The sequence below is a fragment of the Pseudoalteromonas sp. Ps84H-4 genome (assembly GCF_024124645.1).
Taxonomy (GTDB): Bacteria; Pseudomonadota; Gammaproteobacteria; order Enterobacterales; family Alteromonadaceae; genus Pseudoalteromonas; species Pseudoalteromonas lipolytica_C.
Map to the genome: position 1 here is coordinate 473,944 of NZ_JAMXSK010000001.1, position 17,234 is coordinate 491,177.

At 40.5% G+C, this 17,234-nt stretch carries 18 protein-coding genes; 5 read left to right on the forward strand and 13 right to left on the reverse strand.

From position 1 onward, the window contains the following. Positions 1-50: 50 nt before the first annotated feature. Positions 51-1,028, reverse strand: a complete 978-nt coding sequence (locus tag NH454_RS02230) for a transposase (RefSeq protein WP_235383919.1) — start codon at positions 1,026-1,028, stop codon at positions 51-53. 245 nt (positions 1,029-1,273) lie between these two features. Here NH454_RS02230 and NH454_RS02235 point away from each other — a divergent pair, with 245 nt between their 5' ends. Next, complete coding sequence (locus NH454_RS02235) at positions 1,274-2,617, forward strand: alpha-L-fucosidase (protein WP_235383918.1); 1,344 nt, start codon at positions 1,274-1,276, stop codon at positions 2,615-2,617. Positions 2,618-2,734: 117 nt separating this feature from the next. On the opposite strand, the gene nqrM is transcribed toward NH454_RS02235, so the two are convergent. The 11 genes from nqrM to NH454_RS02290 form a co-directional block, all read right to left on the reverse strand. Next, positions 2,735-2,947 (reverse strand): (Na+)-NQR maturation NqrM, encoded by a 213-nt coding sequence (gene nqrM / locus NH454_RS02240; protein ID WP_036966498.1) that lies wholly within the window; start codon positions 2,945-2,947, stop codon positions 2,735-2,737. Between the two features lie 341 nt (positions 2,948-3,288). Then, the gene (locus NH454_RS02245) at positions 3,289-4,320 is read right to left on the reverse strand and encodes an FAD:protein FMN transferase (protein ID WP_138557284.1); all 1,032 of its coding nucleotides are present in this window, start codon (positions 4,318-4,320) and stop codon (positions 3,289-3,291) included. A gap of 113 nt (positions 4,321-4,433) precedes the next feature. After that, entirely contained in the window at positions 4,434-5,660 is a 1,227-nt protein-coding gene (gene nqrF, locus NH454_RS02250) for an NADH:ubiquinone reductase (Na(+)-transporting) subunit F (protein WP_135923740.1), read from the reverse strand. 19 nt (positions 5,661-5,679) lie between these two features. Beyond that, complete coding sequence (gene nqrE / locus NH454_RS02255) at positions 5,680-6,288, reverse strand: NADH:ubiquinone reductase (Na(+)-transporting) subunit E (protein ID WP_016708692.1); 609 nt, start codon at positions 6,286-6,288, stop codon at positions 5,680-5,682. A 10-nt stretch (positions 6,289-6,298) separates the two neighbouring features. After that, positions 6,299-6,931: an NADH:ubiquinone reductase (Na(+)-transporting) subunit D gene (locus NH454_RS02260; RefSeq protein ID WP_054554281.1), complete on the reverse strand. Its 633-nt coding sequence runs from the start codon at positions 6,929-6,931 to the stop codon at positions 6,299-6,301. Beyond that, positions 6,931-7,683 carry a Na(+)-translocating NADH-quinone reductase subunit C gene (locus tag NH454_RS02265; protein WP_138557283.1) on the reverse strand — a complete coding sequence of 251 codons (753 nt, stop codon included), beginning with the start codon at positions 7,681-7,683 and terminating at the stop codon, positions 6,931-6,933. The genes NH454_RS02260 and NH454_RS02265 overlap by 1 nt, the downstream gene beginning before the upstream one ends. After that, the gene (locus NH454_RS02270; RefSeq protein ID WP_235383917.1) at positions 7,676-8,878 is read right to left on the reverse strand and encodes an NADH:ubiquinone reductase (Na(+)-transporting) subunit B; all 1,203 of its coding nucleotides are present in this window, start codon (positions 8,876-8,878) and stop codon (positions 7,676-7,678) included. Before NH454_RS02270 ends, NH454_RS02265 begins: the two co-directional genes overlap by 8 nt. Positions 8,879-8,882: 4 nt before the next feature. Beyond that, positions 8,883-10,226 (reverse strand): Na(+)-translocating NADH-quinone reductase subunit A, encoded by a 1,344-nt coding sequence (locus tag NH454_RS02275; RefSeq protein ID WP_135923737.1) that lies wholly within the window; start codon positions 10,224-10,226, stop codon positions 8,883-8,885. Between the two features lie 349 nt (positions 10,227-10,575). After that, on the reverse strand, positions 10,576-11,769 hold the full coding sequence (gene fabV, locus NH454_RS02280; RefSeq protein ID WP_138557282.1) for an enoyl-ACP reductase FabV: 1,194 nt from the start codon (positions 11,767-11,769) through the stop codon (positions 10,576-10,578). Between the two features lie 167 nt (positions 11,770-11,936). Beyond that, on the reverse strand, positions 11,937-12,248 hold the full coding sequence (locus tag NH454_RS02285; protein ID WP_135923735.1) for a BolA/IbaG family iron-sulfur metabolism protein: 312 nt from the start codon (positions 12,246-12,248) through the stop codon (positions 11,937-11,939). A gap of 73 nt (positions 12,249-12,321) precedes the next feature. Further along, positions 12,322-12,909 (reverse strand): alpha-ketoglutarate-dependent dioxygenase AlkB, encoded by a 588-nt coding sequence (locus NH454_RS02290; RefSeq protein ID WP_235383915.1) that lies wholly within the window; start codon positions 12,907-12,909, stop codon positions 12,322-12,324. Between the two features lie 42 nt (positions 12,910-12,951). Between NH454_RS02290 and NH454_RS02295 the strand changes: the two genes are divergently transcribed. From NH454_RS02295 to NH454_RS02310, 4 genes are read left to right on the forward strand one after another with little or no spacing between them, the layout of a single operon-like run. Beyond that, complete coding sequence (locus NH454_RS02295; protein ID WP_199526190.1) at positions 12,952-14,085, forward strand: methyltransferase; 1,134 nt, start codon at positions 12,952-12,954, stop codon at positions 14,083-14,085. A 13-nt stretch (positions 14,086-14,098) separates the two neighbouring features. After that, positions 14,099-14,650: a YajG family lipoprotein gene (locus NH454_RS02300; RefSeq protein ID WP_235383914.1), complete on the forward strand. Its 552-nt coding sequence runs from the start codon at positions 14,099-14,101 to the stop codon at positions 14,648-14,650. Between the two features lie 2 nt (positions 14,651-14,652). Then, positions 14,653-15,270 carry a peptidylprolyl isomerase gene (locus NH454_RS02305; protein ID WP_135923732.1) on the forward strand — a complete coding sequence of 206 codons (618 nt, stop codon included), beginning with the start codon at positions 14,653-14,655 and terminating at the stop codon, positions 15,268-15,270. A gap of 38 nt (positions 15,271-15,308) precedes the next feature. Continuing rightward, entirely contained in the window at positions 15,309-16,697 is a 1,389-nt protein-coding gene (locus tag NH454_RS02310; protein WP_253038117.1) for an MFS transporter, read from the forward strand. 109 nt (positions 16,698-16,806) lie between these two features. Here NH454_RS02310 and NH454_RS02315 read toward each other — a convergent pair whose 3' ends face one another. Next, entirely contained in the window at positions 16,807-17,046 is a 240-nt protein-coding gene (locus NH454_RS02315) for a helix-turn-helix transcriptional regulator (RefSeq protein ID WP_054562310.1), read from the reverse strand. Positions 17,047-17,234: the final 188 nt, after the last annotated feature.

A 17,234-nucleotide genomic window follows, 5' to 3' on the forward strand; every position in this document is an offset into this window, starting at 1 on the left:
AAGTTAGCTGCAAGAATTTGCAAAAAGTTACAAATTATTGAAATTAAAAATTAGCTAGCAAGTAATAGCTTACAATTTGCTAGGTTACTTCGTCGCTTACGAGCAGTTTTACTGCAATAATTTTCAACAGCAGCTACTCGACCTGCAGCTCCATGAAATAAGTTTTCAAACTGAGTTGTTAACGTTAACCAGTTTTCCGGTTCGAAATTCAGCCTTTTAAGGATAGAAGGTAAATGATGTTTTATATATCCGGGCTTATCCGTACCAATACAACGCCCAGTTTGCTCCACAAGCAACAGGTATGACTTTAACTCAAAAGGTATTCCCTTTGATTTATACTTGTTCATTCCACCAACAAAACGAGCAAGTAGCTTAGGCTGCTTTGATTCCTTCACGCTTTGGCATCGTTTTTTAATACTAGTATAATCAGATTGCTCTGGGGTGCTCGCAGCTTTTGCACGAACGGGGTTTAAATCAACATAGGCCATACATGCTAAAAGCGCTGATTCATCAAGTAATGCTTGGCTCTTAAAACGCCCTTCCCAAAAGTGCCCTGTACACTCATCTTCTTTATTTGCACGTCTGGCAATATACTCATTAAGCATTCGCATAAACCAACTAATGCTCGAAAGGCGCGCTCTGTATTCTGCAACCTCTCTACTTAAGAAGACTTGTTGGCCGTCACTTAACGGCTCACCATGAAGAAATTTTTGACCTAAAGGCGTCATTTTACTGAGCTTATACCAGCGTAAAAGAATAGCCTTATCAGATAACCTATTTGCTTTTTTATCATCAACATAAAGCAATACATGAGTATGATTACTCATTACGGCATAAGCACACACATCAATACAAAATACCTTTGCGAGAACAAGCAGGCGATCTTCGACCCATCCTCGGCGGTGTTCATATGATTTACCAGTGAGTGCGTCTTCTCCACAAAGGTAAGCGCGTCTAACACAACGGGATACACAGTGATAATACTTAGTATTCGACAAACAGATTTGCCGCTTCCTTGCTAAAGCCATCGTCCACTCCTTGAACTGATAATTTGAAATGCATTAGCTGTAACTAAAGTGTAGACAAAATCTTTTTTGCCGCAAGAATAAGTTAATAGATAAAAGTGACTGTCCGTGTAAATGAGTTTTACTTTTAACGTCGTAATCCTATGCTTTTGCATATATAAAACCTTCGAATATGCATAATTGCTTTACTTTTCGCTAAATGATTTCCTGCTACCTTTAAGTAAAGAACCTAGTTTATGAGGTATACAGTGAATAAATTAAATTGCTTGCTGATATTAGTACTGCTTGTATTTTCAAGTGTAGGGCATGCTGGGACAGGCGTCGCAATTGACCCTAGTAAAGCCCAAGCGTACACTCCCGCCCCTGAAAACTTAAAAGCTCGAGAACGTTTTCAAGATAATAAGTTTGGCATCTTTTTGCACTGGGGACTGTACAGTCAGCTTGGTGGTGTAGGAAGCCCCTATGGAGCCGAGTGGATCATGGAAGATTTACGTATTTCAGGCCCTAAGTATCAGCGTTTGGCTGAGTTTTTTAACCCAACTGGTTTCGATGCAGAACAGTGGGTTAAGGCGTTTAAAGATGCTGGAGCAAAGTATATTGTTATTACTTCAAAGCATCATGATGGGTTTGCTATGTACGATAGTAAAGTATCTAATTTTGATATAGTAGATAGTACACCTTATAAAAAAGACCCTATAAAAGAGCTAGCTAATTCAGCTCATAAACATGGTTTACAACTTTTCTTTTACTACTCTCAGCTTGATTGGCATCACCCAGATTACTACCCATGGGGCCGAACAGGTCATTACACTAAGCGAGAAAAAAGTGGAGACTGGGAAAAATACCTGCAATTTCAAGATGCACAACTAAAAGAGCTTTTAACTCAATATGGGCCCATTGGTGGTATTTGGTTTGATGGTTGGTGGGACCAAGAAGACTCTAACAATTGGGATAACTGGCAACTGCAACGCACTTATAAAATGATCCATGAATTACAACCAGCAACCTTAATCGTAAATAACCATCACAGATTTACTGTTCCGGGAGAGGATTATCAGGGCTTTGAACAACAGCTGCCTACTAATCAAGAACGATTAGGTGAATTACCTTTAGAAATGGCACAAACAATGAACGGTAGCTGGGGGTTCAGTTTAACTGATGATAATTACAAGACGACTAAAGAGCTCGTACAAACCTTAGTAAGTGCCGCAGGAAGAAACTCTAATTATTTACTAAATACTGGGCCTATGCCTAACGGCAAAATCCAACCAGAAAACCTAAAAACTTTTGCAGAAATCGGCCAGTGGCTCAAGGTGTTCGGTAAAAGTATATACGGTACTCGAGGCGGCCCTATTTCCCCGCAAAACTGGGGAGTTAGTACCCATAATAATGAGAGTATTTTTATTCATATTCTTAACTGGCAAGCAGATACATTAAGCATTGAGCTTGCAACTCCCATCAAGTATGCAACTAATTTAAGAACTTCAAAACCAGTTAACTTTAAACAATTTGAGGGCGCAATTACTTTAGAAGATTTGCAGTTTGATAATGAAGAGTACGTTCAAGTCATCGAGTTAAAGTTAAATGATTAACTTCTTAAAAACTAAGGCTTAAAATCAAGTATGACTGTCTAAGTAAAATATATTTAACAGTGACTGTCCTTGTAAAATTTAGGCATTAAAAAAGCGCCTCAAGGCGCTTTTTTGTGGTTAAAGAATTTGATTCTCTTTCCAAGCTTGTTCTTTAGCCATGCGCTTTTTACGCTTGTCACATGGGTCGTCGCAGTCGCAAGCTTTGTCGATACCAACAGCGCCTAGACCACCACAACTACTGGCCATAGATTTCTTTTGCACAATCATGCCGACAGCCATCGCTGCCACAATTAAAATAAGTAGACCAAATGTAAGAAGAAAAAGTGACATTGCTTTGCCCCTATCGTCAGCAATTAAATCAAGCCCAACCTGTTGGGCTGTATGTATTATATACCCAAACCACCTCAAGGTGCGAGTTTCAGTTGGAATTAAAAGCGATTTAGGCAAGGCATTGATTGCAAGCAATAGTGGTTCTATTGTTAAAATCAATAACGCAGTATAAATCGCTTTTAAACCAACCCTTTGGGCGCTTCACAGGCGCTTAGTCTCATCGTTGTTACTTCTTAAAAGGGACTGCCATTGTTGCAAAGTAACGCCTTGATATTAAACACCTGTGAAACGCTGAATTCTGCATCTTGAGATGGCTTGGGTATGCACTGCTTCTTGCCCTGCTACAAATAAGGTTTAAATGCAGGGCTTGAATAAGTTACTAAGCCATTGTCTGACTTACCAATTAAATACACTGGCAAAGCATGTTCTTCAGCATATTTTTGCGCGCGCTCCATGCCCATTACTGTAAGCGCTGTGGCTAGGCCATCTGCAGTCATTGCTGATGGGTGCAACACTGTAACTGATACTAAGTCATGACGACTAGGCATACCTGTTACAGGATCAATTAGGTGGCTATATGTGACACCATCCATTTCGTAAAAAATTCGGTAATCACCTGATGTCGCAATACCATTGGTACCAGGCTCAATCACTTTATGCACTTTACGAACGCCTGGCTCAGCATCAGGCTGTTCAATTGCAATTTTCCACGTGATGTTGTCAGGCTTAATACCCGATACACGAAGCTCACCACCAATCTCAACCATATAATTTGTCAGACCATGGCTTTCTATCACTTCAGCGACTTTATCAATACCATAGCCTTTGGCTGTAGCGGAAAACGATAGCTCTAAACCATCTATTGTTTTCATCAAACCTGCATCAGTAAGTTCGAGCTTATCAACACCAATCTTGGCAACCATTGCAGCCAATGCTTCATCACTTGGGCGTTTAGTTGGCTTTTTATCTGGGCCAAAACCCCACAAGTCAATAAGTGGCCCCATAGTGACATCTAACGTTTTTGTTGATTCACCAAGGCGGATTGATTCAGCTACCACGTTTCTAAAATCAGCGCTAATTGGCATCACCTGCCCTGCTGGTAACTGGTTAAACTGGTTAATTTCTGAATCTGGAATGTAAGTCGACATAGATTGATTTACATCTTTAAGCACTTGCTTAATTTCAGGATGTAAATCAATGCCTGCAATTTTTGAAGACTCAGCGTACACCTTTATGTGATAGGTGGTACCCATTGTCTTACCTTCAAAATAAAGCTCTTCGACCTTATCTGCTTGGCTGCAACCAGCCATGAGTAAAGTAATAGTTAGTAGAAAAAAGGCCATCAAACCTTGGCGATAAAACACTCTATTCATAGCATTCACCTTTTGGATACCACGCAATGTAGGTATAGAAATAAAAAAGCCTCGTAACACTGTGTGCTACGAGGCCTGTATTCTAACCAAAACTTATTGTTTTGTGTATGGTGTTAGCCACCGAAGTCATCTAATAAGATGTTTTCGTCTTCTACACCAAGATCTTTTAGCATGTTGATAACAGCCGCGTTCATCATTGGAGGACCACACATGTAGAACTCACAATCTTCAGGCGCTTCATGATCTTTCAAGTAGTTTTCATAAAGTACGTTATGGATGAAGCCTGTGTAACCTTCCCAGTTATCTTCTGGTTGTGGATCAGACAGTGCTGTGTGCCATACGAAGTTATCGTTTTCTGCAGCTAAGCCATCAAAATCTTCTACGTAGAACATTTCACGCTTAGAACGTGCACCATACCAGAAACTCATCTTACGCTTAGATTTTAAACGCTTAAGTTGGTCAAAAATATGTGAACGCATTGGTGCCATACCTGCACCACCACCTACGAATACCATTTCTGCATCAGTGTCTTTCGCGAAGAACTCACCGAATGGACCAGAAATAGTCACTTTATCACCTGCTTTAAGTGACCAAATGTACGAAGACATTTTACCACATGGAAGGCTTAGGTCTCTTGGCGGCGGCGTAGCGATACGCACGTTAAGCATGATGATGCCTTCTTCTTCTGGGTAGTTAGCCATTGAGTATGCACGAATTGTTTCTTCGTCTACTTTAGACTCCAGATCGAAGAAACCGAAGTGGTTCCAGTCGCCACGATACTCTTCAGGAATATCGAAGTCAGCATATTTAACGTGGTGCGCTGGTGCTTCAATTTGAATATAACCACCTGCACGGAATGGTACAGACTCACCATCAGGAATTTGTAGTTTAAGTTCCTTGATGAATGTCGCTTTGTTATCGTTAGAGATAACCGTACAATCCCACTTTTTAACACCGAAAATTGACTCTTCAAGTTCAATTTCCATGTCGTTTTTAACATTTACCTGACACGCTAAACGGCAGCCTTCACGAGCTTCACCTTTAGAGATGTGATCAAGTTCTGTTGGTAAGATATCACCGCCACCTTCTTTGATGTGTACACGACACTGACCACAAGAGCCACCGCCACCACACGCAGATGAAACGAAGATACCTGAATCAGCTAGCGCGCCTAATAGCTTGCTACCTGCTGATGTTGTAATAGCTTTTTCTGGGTCGCCATTAATACCGATGGTGATATCGCCGCTTGCTACTAATTTAGATTTAGCACCAATGATAACTAAAACTAAAATAACAACGATAGCGATGAAAACACCAACGCCTAAGAAAATCTCATTCATGATTTATCCTCGCTACCTATTAAAGTGAAATACCAGAGAATGACATAAAGCCAAGACCCATAAGACCAACAGTGATGAAAGTAATACCTAAACCACGTAAGCCATCAGGAACGTCTGAGTACTTCATTTTTTCACGGATACCAGCAAGTAAAGTAATTGCTAGTGCCCAGCCCACACCTGAACCGATACCATAAACAACAGATTCGCCGAAGTTATAGTTACGCTCAACCATGAAAGATACCGCACCGAAGATTGCACAGTTAACTGTGATCAGTGGTAAGAAGATACCTAACGCGTTGTAAAGTGCAGGGAAGAACTTATCTAATGCCATTTCAAGAATTTGTACAAGTGCTGCAATAACACCGATGAAAGTCAAGAAACGTAAGAAGCTAAGGTCTGCTTCTGGGTAGCCAAGCCACTCTAATGCACCTGGTGCAAGAACAGCGTGATAAACCAAGTTATTTACTGGTACTGAGATACCTAGTACCACGATAACTGCCACACCTAGGCCGATTGACGTTGTTACTTTCTTTGATACAGCAAGGAAAGTACACATACCTAGGAAGAAGGCTAAAGCTAAGTTTTCAATGAAAACTGCTTTTACAAATAAACTAATATAATGTTCCACTGCTCGCCCCTTACGCTTTTGCTTCTACTTGGTCTTTCTTGAAGGTACGAAGTACCCAAATAAATAAACCAATAATGAAGAATGCACTCGGTGGTAAAATCAATAGACCCATTGGTTGATACCAGCCACCGTTTTGTACTAGTGGGATAATATCAACACCGAATAGTGAACCTTTACCGAATAACTCACGGATGAAACCAACAGTTAATAGCACTACTGAGTAGCCTAAACCGTTACCGATACCGTCTAGGAAAGACATTAGCGGTGGTGACTTCATTGCGTATGCTTCAGCACGACCCATTACGATACAGTTTGTAATGATTAGACCAACGAATACAGAAAGCTCTTTAGCTGTTGCATAAGAGAATGCTTGCAGTACTTGGTCAACAACGATTACAAGTGATGCGATGATCGTCATTTGCACGATGATACGTACAGATGATGGGATATGGTTACGAATTGACGAAATAAACAAGCTAGAGAATGCAGTTACTAGCGTCAATGCGATTGACATGATAAGTGCATTTTTTAAGCTTGAAGTAACCGCTAGTGCAGAACAAATACCAAGTACTTGTAGTGCGATCGGGTTATTTGCGAATACCGGACCAAATAGGACCGACTTCATTTCTTTAGTATCAGCCATTATTTCAACGCTCCTTCACGTACTTTCGCAAGGAAAGGACCAAAACCGTTTTCGCCAGTCCAAAAGTCAACTGTGTGATCAACACCGTTTGAAGTTAATGTTGCACCAGAAAGACCATCAATTTGATGTTCGTTCTTTGCACCGCTCTTCATGATATTGATTGGTAACTCTTTACCTTGCCATTTAGCAGTCCATTGTGGATTTTGAATTTCACCACCCAGACCTGGCGTTTCGTTGTGCTTGAAGAAATTGATGTTCTTAACAGTTTCACCATCGCTTTCAAGCGCTAAGAAGCCATACATAACCCCCCAAAGGCCGTAACCTTGGATAGGTAGAATGATTGCATCAACTGAGTCGTCTGGTTTTTTCGAGATATAAACAGGTGAATTTTTTGTCATACGCTGAATACCAGCGATGTCTTTAATTCCTTCTGCTTTTAACGCAAAGCTACGTGCTTGGTCAAACTTAGTTTTCTCGAAATCGAATGAGTTAGGATCAACACCTTCAACAAATTCACCAGTGTTCATATCTACTACACGTGCTTCGATTCTAGAATTGAACGTATCAGATACAGTACCTGACACTTCAATATCAGCCGCAGCTAAGATATTACGTTGAATATCTTGTGTTTTATTAGCTTGCTGTAAAGGACGAAGCTGAACTGAAGCAAACGATACGATGATTGCACACACTAAACATAGTGCAACAACAACGGTTAGCGTTTTGCCGATTGATTCGTTATTACTAGACATTACGTGCCAACCTCCGCTTGATATTAGCTTGCACTACAAAGTGATCGAATAATGGTGCAAATAAGTTAGCAAATAAGATTGCTAGCATCATACCTTCTGGGAATGCCGGGTTAACAACACGGATCATTACAACCATAAAGCCGATTAACGCACCGTAAGCGAACTTACCCTTGTCAGTGAATGATGCAGATACTGGGTCTGTTGCCATGAAGAACATACCAAATGCAAAACCACCAAGAACTAAGTGCCAGTGCCAAGGCATAGCAAATACTGCGTTAGTTTCTGAACCAACTGTATTCAGTAAGAATGACGTTGCAACCATACCTAGGAATACACCTAGTACGATACGCCATGAAGCGATACGCACGTAAATTAGGAATAAACCACCGATTAATAGTGCTAGTGTTGACGTTTCACCTACAGAACCTTGAATGAAACCGTAGAACGCATTCCACCATAGTTCCATGTTGCTGTAATCAAGTGAACCAACCACTGCTTGACCAAGCATAGTTGCACCAGAGAATGAATCTACTGCAGTCCATACTGTGTCACCTGAAATTTGCGCTGGGTATGCGAAGAATAAGAACGCACGACCGGCAAGAGCAGGGTTAAGGAAGTTACGACCTGTACCACCAAAGATTTCTTTAGCGATTACAACACCAAACGTAATACCTAGTGCAACTTGCCATAAAGGAATCGTTGCAGGTAGGATTAGTGCGAATAGTACAGATGTTACGAAGAAACCTTCATTTACTTCGTGCTTACGCACTGAAGCAAATAACACTTCCCAGAAACCACCCACAGCAAACGTTACTGCGTATATTGGTAGGAAGAAGCAGGCACCGTAAAACATTTTCGCGCCCCAACCTGAGTCAGCAGTTAACTCACCACCGAATAATTGGAACAGACCAACTTGCCATGTATTTGCTAGTTCAAAACCTTGTGCTAAAGCACCTGCGGCCTGATGACCGATGTTGAACATACCAAAGAACATTGCAGGGAACGTTGCCATCCACACTAAAATCATCATACGTTTTAGGTCGATGTTATCGCGAACATGTGTTTTGCCTTTATTTACGTAACCAGGCGTATAAAAAATAGTCGCTGCAGCTTCGTAAAGCGCATACCATTTCTCGTGTTTACCACCCGGTTCAAAATGCGGCTCAATATCTTCTAGAAATTTCTTTAAACCCATCTCTCTAGCCTTCCTTCTCGATCGTAGTCAAGCAATCGCGTAGGATTGAACCATACTCGTATTTACCTGGACAAACGAAGGTACATAATGCTAAATCTTCTTCATCAAGCTCTAGCGCACCTAACGAAATTGCACCATCAAGATCACGTGCGATTAAATCACGTAATAATAGTGTAGGTAGGATGTCTAAAGGCATAACACGCTCATAGCTACCAATTGGAACCATGGCACGCTTCGAACCACCTGTTGAAGTCGTCATGTTAAATAGACGGCTTGGTGTTAGGTGAGATAAGAAGGTACGTGTTACTGAGAACTTATTAGCACCTGGTGCAATCCAACCGAATAGCTCTTTTTCGCGACCTTCAAGTAATACAGATACTTGAACATGGTAACGACCTAAGAACGCATGTGGACCTTGAGAAATAGCACCTGACAACACTGAACCAGAAATTACACGGTTATCACCGTCTTCTAATTCGCCAGCAACTAAATCATCTAAAGATGCGCCAAGCTGAGTTCTAACTAAGCGTGGGTTTTTAACACGAGGACCAGCAAGAGAAACAACACGGTCTGTGAATATTTCACCTGTCAGGAACAAATTACCAAACGCGATTACGTCTTGGTAACCTAAGTGCCAAACCTGCTTGCTAGCAGAAACTGGGTCTAAGTGATGAATGTGTGTACCAACAAGGCCAGCCGGATGTTTGCCACCAAACTCATGTACTTCTACTTGAGGGATTGATGAACTAGGCACTTGGCTACCAGCTTGTTTACAAACAAATACTTTGCCGTCAGTTAAACGAGATACCACAGCTAAACCAGCTTCAAATGCTTGAGTGTTTTCAGCAATGATCACTGCAGGATCTGCAGCTAGCGGGTTAGTGTCGATAGCCGTTACAAAGATAGAGCTCGGATTTGCATCCAAAGCAGCTACTTTGCTGAATGGGCGAGCACGTAGTGCTGTCCATTGACCTGACTGAACCAGTACTTCTTTCACTTTTTCACGGTCTAAGCTCGAAAGCTCATCGGCCTTGAAAGAGTCAAAGGTGATTTGCTCACTGCCATTAACTTCAATAACAACAGATTGCAGCACACGTTTAGCACCACGATTAATTTCTTTTACTACCCCAGAAGCTGGTGCAGTAAATAAGACGCCTGGGTTCTTTTTGTCTTCAAAAAGTACCTGGCCTTTTTTGACTTGGTCATCCACGCGAACATGCATGGTTGGACGCATACCAATATATTCTTCACCTAGCACAGCTACACGTTTGACGGCAGAACCATCATGAATAACTTGCTGAGGTGCGCCCTCTATCGGTAAATCCAGACCTTTTTTTATGTTGATCATACGCACTTGCATTACATTAACGGAAAGAAACTGAAAAATCGTACCAACCACGTCGCCTTTTGATATGCTCAGGTTAAATTCTAAATATCAAAGAATAGCCTGTTTAACACCCCAAACAAGCAACGCAGTAAACTCCTCACATATATTACCCGAATTTTAACATCAATCAGGGTGACTATGCGAGAGCAAATATGAAATTTATACGACAGATGTGATTATTTAGACTACAAAAACCATTTGAATAAAATTCAATATAGACCAAAGTGCTATTGATGCAGATTTATTTTCATCCACAAACATAAAAAGTCGCTTAAAAAAGCGACTTTTCAAAATAAAGTTTGTTTATCGATTAATCGATAAGCTGCGAAATCGCAACATCAGGATTCACATCTTGCTCGTAATCTACACTGTCGATACCAAAACCGAATAAACGTAAAAATTCGTTGTGGTAACCCACGTAATCCGTTAATTCGTCAATAGTATCTGTATCTACAGTATCCCAAACATGTTGCACACGAGCTTGAACATCATCTTCTAACTCTTTGTAGTTTTGGAATAAGTGACCACCGTCATCAAAACGTGGCGTCTCACCGTAAAGGTTTTCAGTAAATAACGCGTGAATTTGCTCTATTGTGCCTTCGTATGTACCGTCTGCTTTCATTACTTTGAATAAAGCAGAAATATATAAAGGCATAATTGGAATTGCCGAGCTTGCTTGTGTTACAACCGCATTTAATGAAGACACATACGCTTCACCATTTAAGTCTTTCGTAGACTCTTTGATTGCTTGCGTTGCACGGTCAAGATCTTCTTTGGCTTTACCGATTGTCGCATGACCGTAAATTGGCCATGTTAATTCTTTACCAATATATGTGTAGGCAGTCGTTTTGAAGTTATCAGCAAGAACATCCGCTTCTTTTAATGCGTCAATCCACATTTCCCAATCTTCACCGCCCATAACTTTAATTGTATTGTCGATGTCTTCTTGGCTTGCTGCTTCAACCGTTACTTCATCAATCACACGCTTTGAAGTGTTTAGATTCTTCGTTGTGATATCAGAACCAATTGGCTTAAGCGTTGACGAGTAAGTTTCGCCCGTATTTGGATCAGTACGACGAGGAGACGCAAGGCTGTAGATAACTAAATCAACTTTACCTAGATCAGCTTTGATAGTATCAATTGCTTTTTGCTTAATTTCGTTAGAAAACGCATCGCCATTGATATTCTTAGACCACAAACCTGCTTCTTCAGCTGCCGCTTGAAATGCTGCAGTATTATACCAACCTGCAGAGCCTGTTTTACGATCACTACCTTCTTTTTCAAAGAAAATACCTAACGTTTTCGCACCGCCACCAAACGCAGCAGTAATACGCGAGGCTAGGCCGTACCCAGTAGATGCACCAATAACGAGTACATTCTTTGGTGCGTTGCTCAGTGGTCCTTGCGCTTTCACATAGTTAATTTGTTCTTGTACATGCTCAGCACAGCCTACCGGGTGTGCGTTAGTGCAAATAAATCCACGAATTTTAGGCTTAATGACCATTGATCATCCTATATCTATCACAATAAAAATTAGCGCTAGTTTAAAGGCTAATAGTTAAAATACAGGTCTGATCAGTATAAAACTGTTCAGACCCACTGAAATCTTTCTGGGGTAAGCACCCATTTAGAGTGACTGTCCACTTAACTTTGGGTGACTGTCCTGCTAATTTAGTCGAACTTTGAGCCGCCTAAGCATTTAGGTGATTCAGGTGCCTGTCCTTGTTGTTCACTAAACTCTTCAGGAGTAAATGTGTGGATCGCTAATGCATGAATGTGGTTTGCTAATTCATCTTTTAATAGCTCATTAATTTGACGATGTCGGGCAAGTAAGCGTTTACCTGCAAACTCTTCACTCACAACCACCACTTTAAAATGCGATTCTGTTCCACGGCTATGCATATGGCTTTCATTGACAACATTCAGGTGTTTACATTCGATACCCGCAGCGAGCTTTTCCTCAATTTGTTGTTGCATTGACATGTGTCATAGACCTTTAATTGCAAAATAATTGGCCGTTACTATATCAAGGGCGTGGCTCATTTTACCAATGATTTTATCGTATTGAGCGAAAGGTAAGATTAATTCGAGGATGTTTTAACCTTTGTTGTTTGGGCAAGCAATGCTGGTAATCACGCTGACTATGGCCATTCATAATTAAGCAGCTACCACTTTGTAAAATAAGATCGTGTTGCACATTAGTGTGTTTATGCTTTATTTTGAATTTCCGCTCAGCCCCCAGAGATATTGATGCAATAGTCGGCTGCTGACCGAGCTCTTTTTCATCATCGCTGTGCCAGCCCATACAATCTTGACCATCACGGTATAAATTTACCAATAATGCATTAAAAGGTATCTGCAATTGCGCTGTTAAACGTTTACGCATGGCATCAAGCACCGCTGGCCAAGGTTCAACAATTAGCTGGGACCCTGAATAGCCATAATTAACATTCGGATCAGCAATAAAGCACTGCAAACGGGGGATCACATGACTTTTTCCATAAACTTTAATAGAAGGCTGCTGCCAATTAAGATGTTGCTGTAGGTAATAAAATAAATCGAGACTTTTTTGCGCACTTAAAGCCTTCGCTTGATAAGAAAACCCCTCAGGTAAATGATTAGGGTTGGCGTTTGGCTGTTGCATGTTAGAATTTACCTATACTTAAATACTTATCGTAAAATCATGATGACCACCCAAGCACAGCTCGGTGATAACACCTATACCCTAGAACGTTTTCCTTTAGATCAAAAAAATCGCAGTCTTCAAGCCTGGGATTCTGGTGATGAATACCTTGTCAATTATGTACAAGAACATCATCCTGACGCAAATTCAGTGCTCATTTTGAATGACAGCTTTGGCGCACTTGCTTGCGCATTCAGTTCATTAACAGTTTATTCAGTTAACGATTCGTATATTGGTCATCAAGCAACACGTTACAATTTAAAAGCCAATGAGTTAACGATTGATTCAGTTAAGCAGCTTCATTCATTACAAGCTTTACCAAGCCAGGTTGATTTAGTGATCTTAAAAGTGCCCCGTAATTTAGGCTATTTACAGCATCAGCTTGCAGCTATTAGCGCAGCTCTTCCTAAAGACATTGCAGTTATTGCCGCAGGTAAGACCAAAGATATCCATAATTCAACAATTAAAGCCTTTAATCAGTATATTGGTGATACCTCAACCAGCTTAGCAGTTAAAAAGTCTCGCTTAGTAATCAGTAAAACCAGTGGCTTTGATAAAAAAGCCCCCTTCCCTGTAAGTTGGCCACTTGAAGGCAGTGAATTTGAAATTCAAAACCATGCGAATGTATTTTCTAGAGATTCGTTAGACATTGGCGCACGTTTTTTCTTTAACTATTTACCACAAACTAGCAAAGCTCGTCGTATTATTGATTTAGGCTGTGGCAACGGCGTAGTTGGCTTGATGACTTTAAAACGCTGCCCTAAAGCCCATGTCACTTTTGTTGACGAATCGTATATGGCCGTTGAATCAGCAAAACTAAATGTTACCCACAATCTACCTGAACAACTTGAGCAATGTGAGTTTATACAAAACGATTGCTTAACCGATTTTGAACCTGACAGTGCTGATCTTGTTTTATGTAACCCACCGTTTCACCAAGCACAAGCTGTGACTGATCACATCGCTTGGCAAATGTTTAAACAAGCCAAACATACTCTTAAACAAGGTGGTGAATTAAGGATTATCGGTAATCGCCACCTCGACTACCATGAAAAACTAAAGCGCATGTTCGGCAATTGCAAACTATTAGGTTCTAACAAAAAGTTTGTCGTACTTAGTGCAACTAAAAATCATTGATGGAGCAATCTAGATGAGAAAGTTACTTTCTTTATGTGCATTATTAGCGCTTGCTGGGTGTAGTAATCAGCCTAATCAACTAATTTTAAACCCTGTTTATCAAAGTGGTAAAATCACCCATATAGATAGCAACGTAAGTACCAGTGTTATTGATTTAAGAGGTGATAATGTCACTCTAAAAATCATTGAATCCGGTAAAGTGAAGACTTTAGCCAGCCCAGGAATAGCAGATTCGCTCAAGAGTACCCTCGATAGCGCATTGAGTAGAAATGGAGCCAATATTTCTAACCTTGCAACAACTCGCTTTGAAGTTGACATTCATAAACTACAAGCCGTCGTAACTGAAAAACTGATGACACACACAAGTGTTGCCAGTATTGAGTTAGGTGTTCGTGTGATTAGAAATAACAGCAACTTTAGTAAGGTGTATCGAGGTGGTGCTAATTTAGAAGGGCCTTTAAGTCATGACCGTGCGAAAATTGAAAGTCAGCTTAATAAGTTGACTGAACAAATAATTACCCGCATTGTATCTGACCCAGAATTAATCGCTTATTTAGAGGGGTAACTATGAAGCGCATTCTCTTACTCAGTTTTATTTTATTATTTGCTCACAGTTCATTTGCAGCAACTGAAGGTAAGTTTATTCAAAAAGACAATATGTTTCCACGTGTTGAAATTGTCACGACACTTGGCAGCATCGTGGTTGAAATGGACCGCTCTCGTGCGCCGATTACCGTGAATAACTTTTTAACCTACGTTGCTGATGGCAGTTACCAAGGCAGTGTTTTTCACCGTGTAGAACGCGACGACGATAACGAACGCGATTTTGTGATCCAAGGCGGGGGTTATGACAAAGACTACGATGGCTTGCACGAATACGACCCTATTTTTAACGAAAGTGGTAATGGCTTAAAAAATGATATGTACAGTATCGCTATGGCGTACCAAGACCGTAAGCCGCACTCAGGCACTCGCCAATTCTTTTTTAACATGGACGACAATGACCATTTAAACCCGGGCCGCGATTGGGGCTTTGCCGTTTTTGGTATGGTTATGGATGGCTATGAAACACTTGATAAAATTATGCGTACAGAAACCGCATACAACGAAAAAATTGGTTACAGCTTTGTACCAAAAACACCTATCGTTATTTTAAACGTTAAAGTGCTTGACGCTAATCAATAATAATTAGGGGCTTCTTAGCCCCATCAATTGGCAATACTATGACAAACCCTCTTTCAATTTCAGAGTACTTTTCGTATTTCAAAGACAAACGTTTAATCAACATTTTTATCTTTGGTATCAGCAGTGGCTTTCCATGGGTGTTGATTGGCTCTGTTTTGTCGGCATGGTTAAAAGATGAGGGCCTAAGCCGAAGCATGATCGGCTTATTTGGTATAGTTTTCGGTGCTTACAGTATTAACTTTTTATGGTCTCCATTAGTTGACCGCGTCAAGTTACCATTCTTATTCAATTGGCTTGGTCAGCGCCGCAGCTGGATTTTATTGTGTCAGTCAGTCATTTTTATTGGCACCTTTGCACTTGCAGGTTTAGATATTAAAGCTAACCTCTGGTTTGCAGCGGCAATTTGTTTAGTCATTGCTATTGCATCTGCGACCCAAGATATTGCTATTGATGCATTTCGTATTGATACCTTAGCCGAGAATGAAAGCCATAAAGCTACCGCTGCAGCAGCGATGGCAACATCAGGTTGGTGGAGTGGCTATGCTTTACTTGGTGCCATGCCTTTTTATTTAGCTGACATTCCATCAATTGACTGGCCTGAAGTTTATTTTTTCTTATCTGTTGTCATGTTATTACTGATGAGCAGTGTTTTTTGGGCAAAAGAGCCTGATTCTAACCGCGAACTTGTGCAAGCTGAACTTGAACGCACTTACCAACAAAAGTTAGCTGGTGCCAAACAAAGCAAACTGACAAAAATAATCGCATGGCTTGCTGTAACTGTTATTGATCCATTCAAAACCTTCTTTGCGCGTAATGGTGTTAAAACAGCACTCGCATTATTAGCTTTTATCTTCTTATTTAAAATTGGTGAAGCCTTTTTAGGACGAATGTCTATTGTGTTCTATAAAGAAGTAGGCTTTTCGAATAGTGACATTGCCACCTTCTCGAAAGTGGGCACTGCAGTGCTTACCATCGCTTTCACATTCTTAGGGAGTCTATTTAATCAACGCTATGGCATTGTAAAGGGCTTGTTTATTAGTGGTATTGCGATGGCTGCTTCAAACTTAGCTTTTGCTTGGATTGCTATTGCGGGCCCTAAATTGAGTCTGTATGCCTTTGCCATTATCGTTGATGGCTTTACCCAAGCATGGTCTCTCGTTGCTATGGTGGCATTTATATCTATGCTCTGCGACAGAGCATTTAGTGCAACGCACTACGCGCTTCTTGCCTCGTTAGGTAATTTAGGTAGAACTTTGCTTTCAAGTTACAGCGGCGTTGTAATTGATGATTGGTTAGATGGTAACTGGGCCATGTTTTTTGTGCTAACAGCACTTATGGTTATTCCATCATTGGTATTTTTGTTCTTAATTCGCCATAAGCTTTATGCGTTAGAAAACAACTACCACAAAAAAAAATTAACAAAATAAAAACGTATGTAAATAAAGTATAGGGATTACAATAGCGGGGCTTAAATAGTGCATCCATGCACTATTCATACTATATGCTAGAAGTTAAAAACTTCTGGGTAGTCAACAATTATGCGTCTTTTAATAAGTTAAGACCTTCGTATGGGTCAACTTCTAGCGCATCACAATAACGCATAAACTCAATAACATCTAAACGACGCTCTTGGTTTTCAATTTTACCAATAAAAGAGTGAGGCGTACCTAACACTTGTGCAAGACTGCGCATTGTGTGACCTTTCTCATGGCGCTTCGTCTTAAGCCATTTCGTTAATTTTGAGTTTTCTTCAGAAGAAACTGTTTTACCCATCATAAAATACATCTCCTACTAGATGATTTAAATTAAAAATTTAGAGTGAAATTTTGCCCGTCTCACTCCTGAACACATTATATACTAATAACTTATGCTTTGGATGAATAATTATACAAATGTCCTTCTTTTAGGAATGGACCGCATAGTTAAACAAACTTAATTGTAGCTAAAATTAAAGCATGTGCTCT

Bases quoted from the DNA above. Each gene is read 5' to 3' on its own strand.
- NH454_RS02265 (WP_138557283.1), bottom strand. From the start codon at position 7,683: ATGTCTAGTAATAACGAATCAATCGGCAAAACGCTAACCGTTGTTGTT.
- NH454_RS02230 (WP_235383919.1), bottom strand. From the start codon at position 1,028: ATGGCTTTAGCAAGGAAGCGGCAAATCTGTTTGTCGAATACTAAGTAT.
- NH454_RS02315 (WP_054562310.1), bottom strand. From the start codon at position 17,046: ATGATGGGTAAAACAGTTTCTTCTGAAGAAAACTCAAAATTAACGAAA.
- NH454_RS02295 (WP_199526190.1), top strand. From the start codon at position 12,952: ATGACCACCCAAGCACAGCTCGGTGATAACACCTATACCCTAGAACGT.
- NH454_RS02310 (WP_253038117.1), top strand. From the start codon at position 15,309: ATGACAAACCCTCTTTCAATTTCAGAGTACTTTTCGTATTTCAAAGAC.
- nqrM (WP_036966498.1), bottom strand. From the start codon at position 2,947: ATGTCACTTTTTCTTCTTACATTTGGTCTACTTATTTTAATTGTGGCA.
- NH454_RS02245 (WP_138557284.1), bottom strand. From the start codon at position 4,320: ATGAATAGAGTGTTTTATCGCCAAGGTTTGATGGCCTTTTTTCTACTA.
- NH454_RS02285 (WP_135923735.1), bottom strand. From the start codon at position 12,248: ATGTCAATGCAACAACAAATTGAGGAAAAGCTCGCTGCGGGTATCGAA.
- NH454_RS02290 (WP_235383915.1), bottom strand. From the start codon at position 12,909: ATGCAACAGCCAAACGCCAACCCTAATCATTTACCTGAGGGGTTTTCT.
- NH454_RS02275 (WP_135923737.1), bottom strand. From the start codon at position 10,226: ATGATCAACATAAAAAAAGGTCTGGATTTACCGATAGAGGGCGCACCT.
- NH454_RS02300 (WP_235383914.1), top strand. From the start codon at position 14,099: ATGAGAAAGTTACTTTCTTTATGTGCATTATTAGCGCTTGCTGGGTGT.
- NH454_RS02270 (WP_235383917.1), bottom strand. From the start codon at position 8,878: ATGGGTTTAAAGAAATTTCTAGAAGATATTGAGCCGCATTTTGAACCG.
- NH454_RS02305 (WP_135923732.1), top strand. From the start codon at position 14,653: ATGAAGCGCATTCTCTTACTCAGTTTTATTTTATTATTTGCTCACAGT.
- NH454_RS02260 (WP_054554281.1), bottom strand. From the start codon at position 6,931: ATGGCTGATACTAAAGAAATGAAGTCGGTCCTATTTGGTCCGGTATTC.
- nqrF (WP_135923740.1), bottom strand. From the start codon at position 5,660: ATGAATGAGATTTTCTTAGGCGTTGGTGTTTTCATCGCTATCGTTGTT.
- fabV (WP_138557282.1), bottom strand. From the start codon at position 11,769: ATGGTCATTAAGCCTAAAATTCGTGGATTTATTTGCACTAACGCACAC.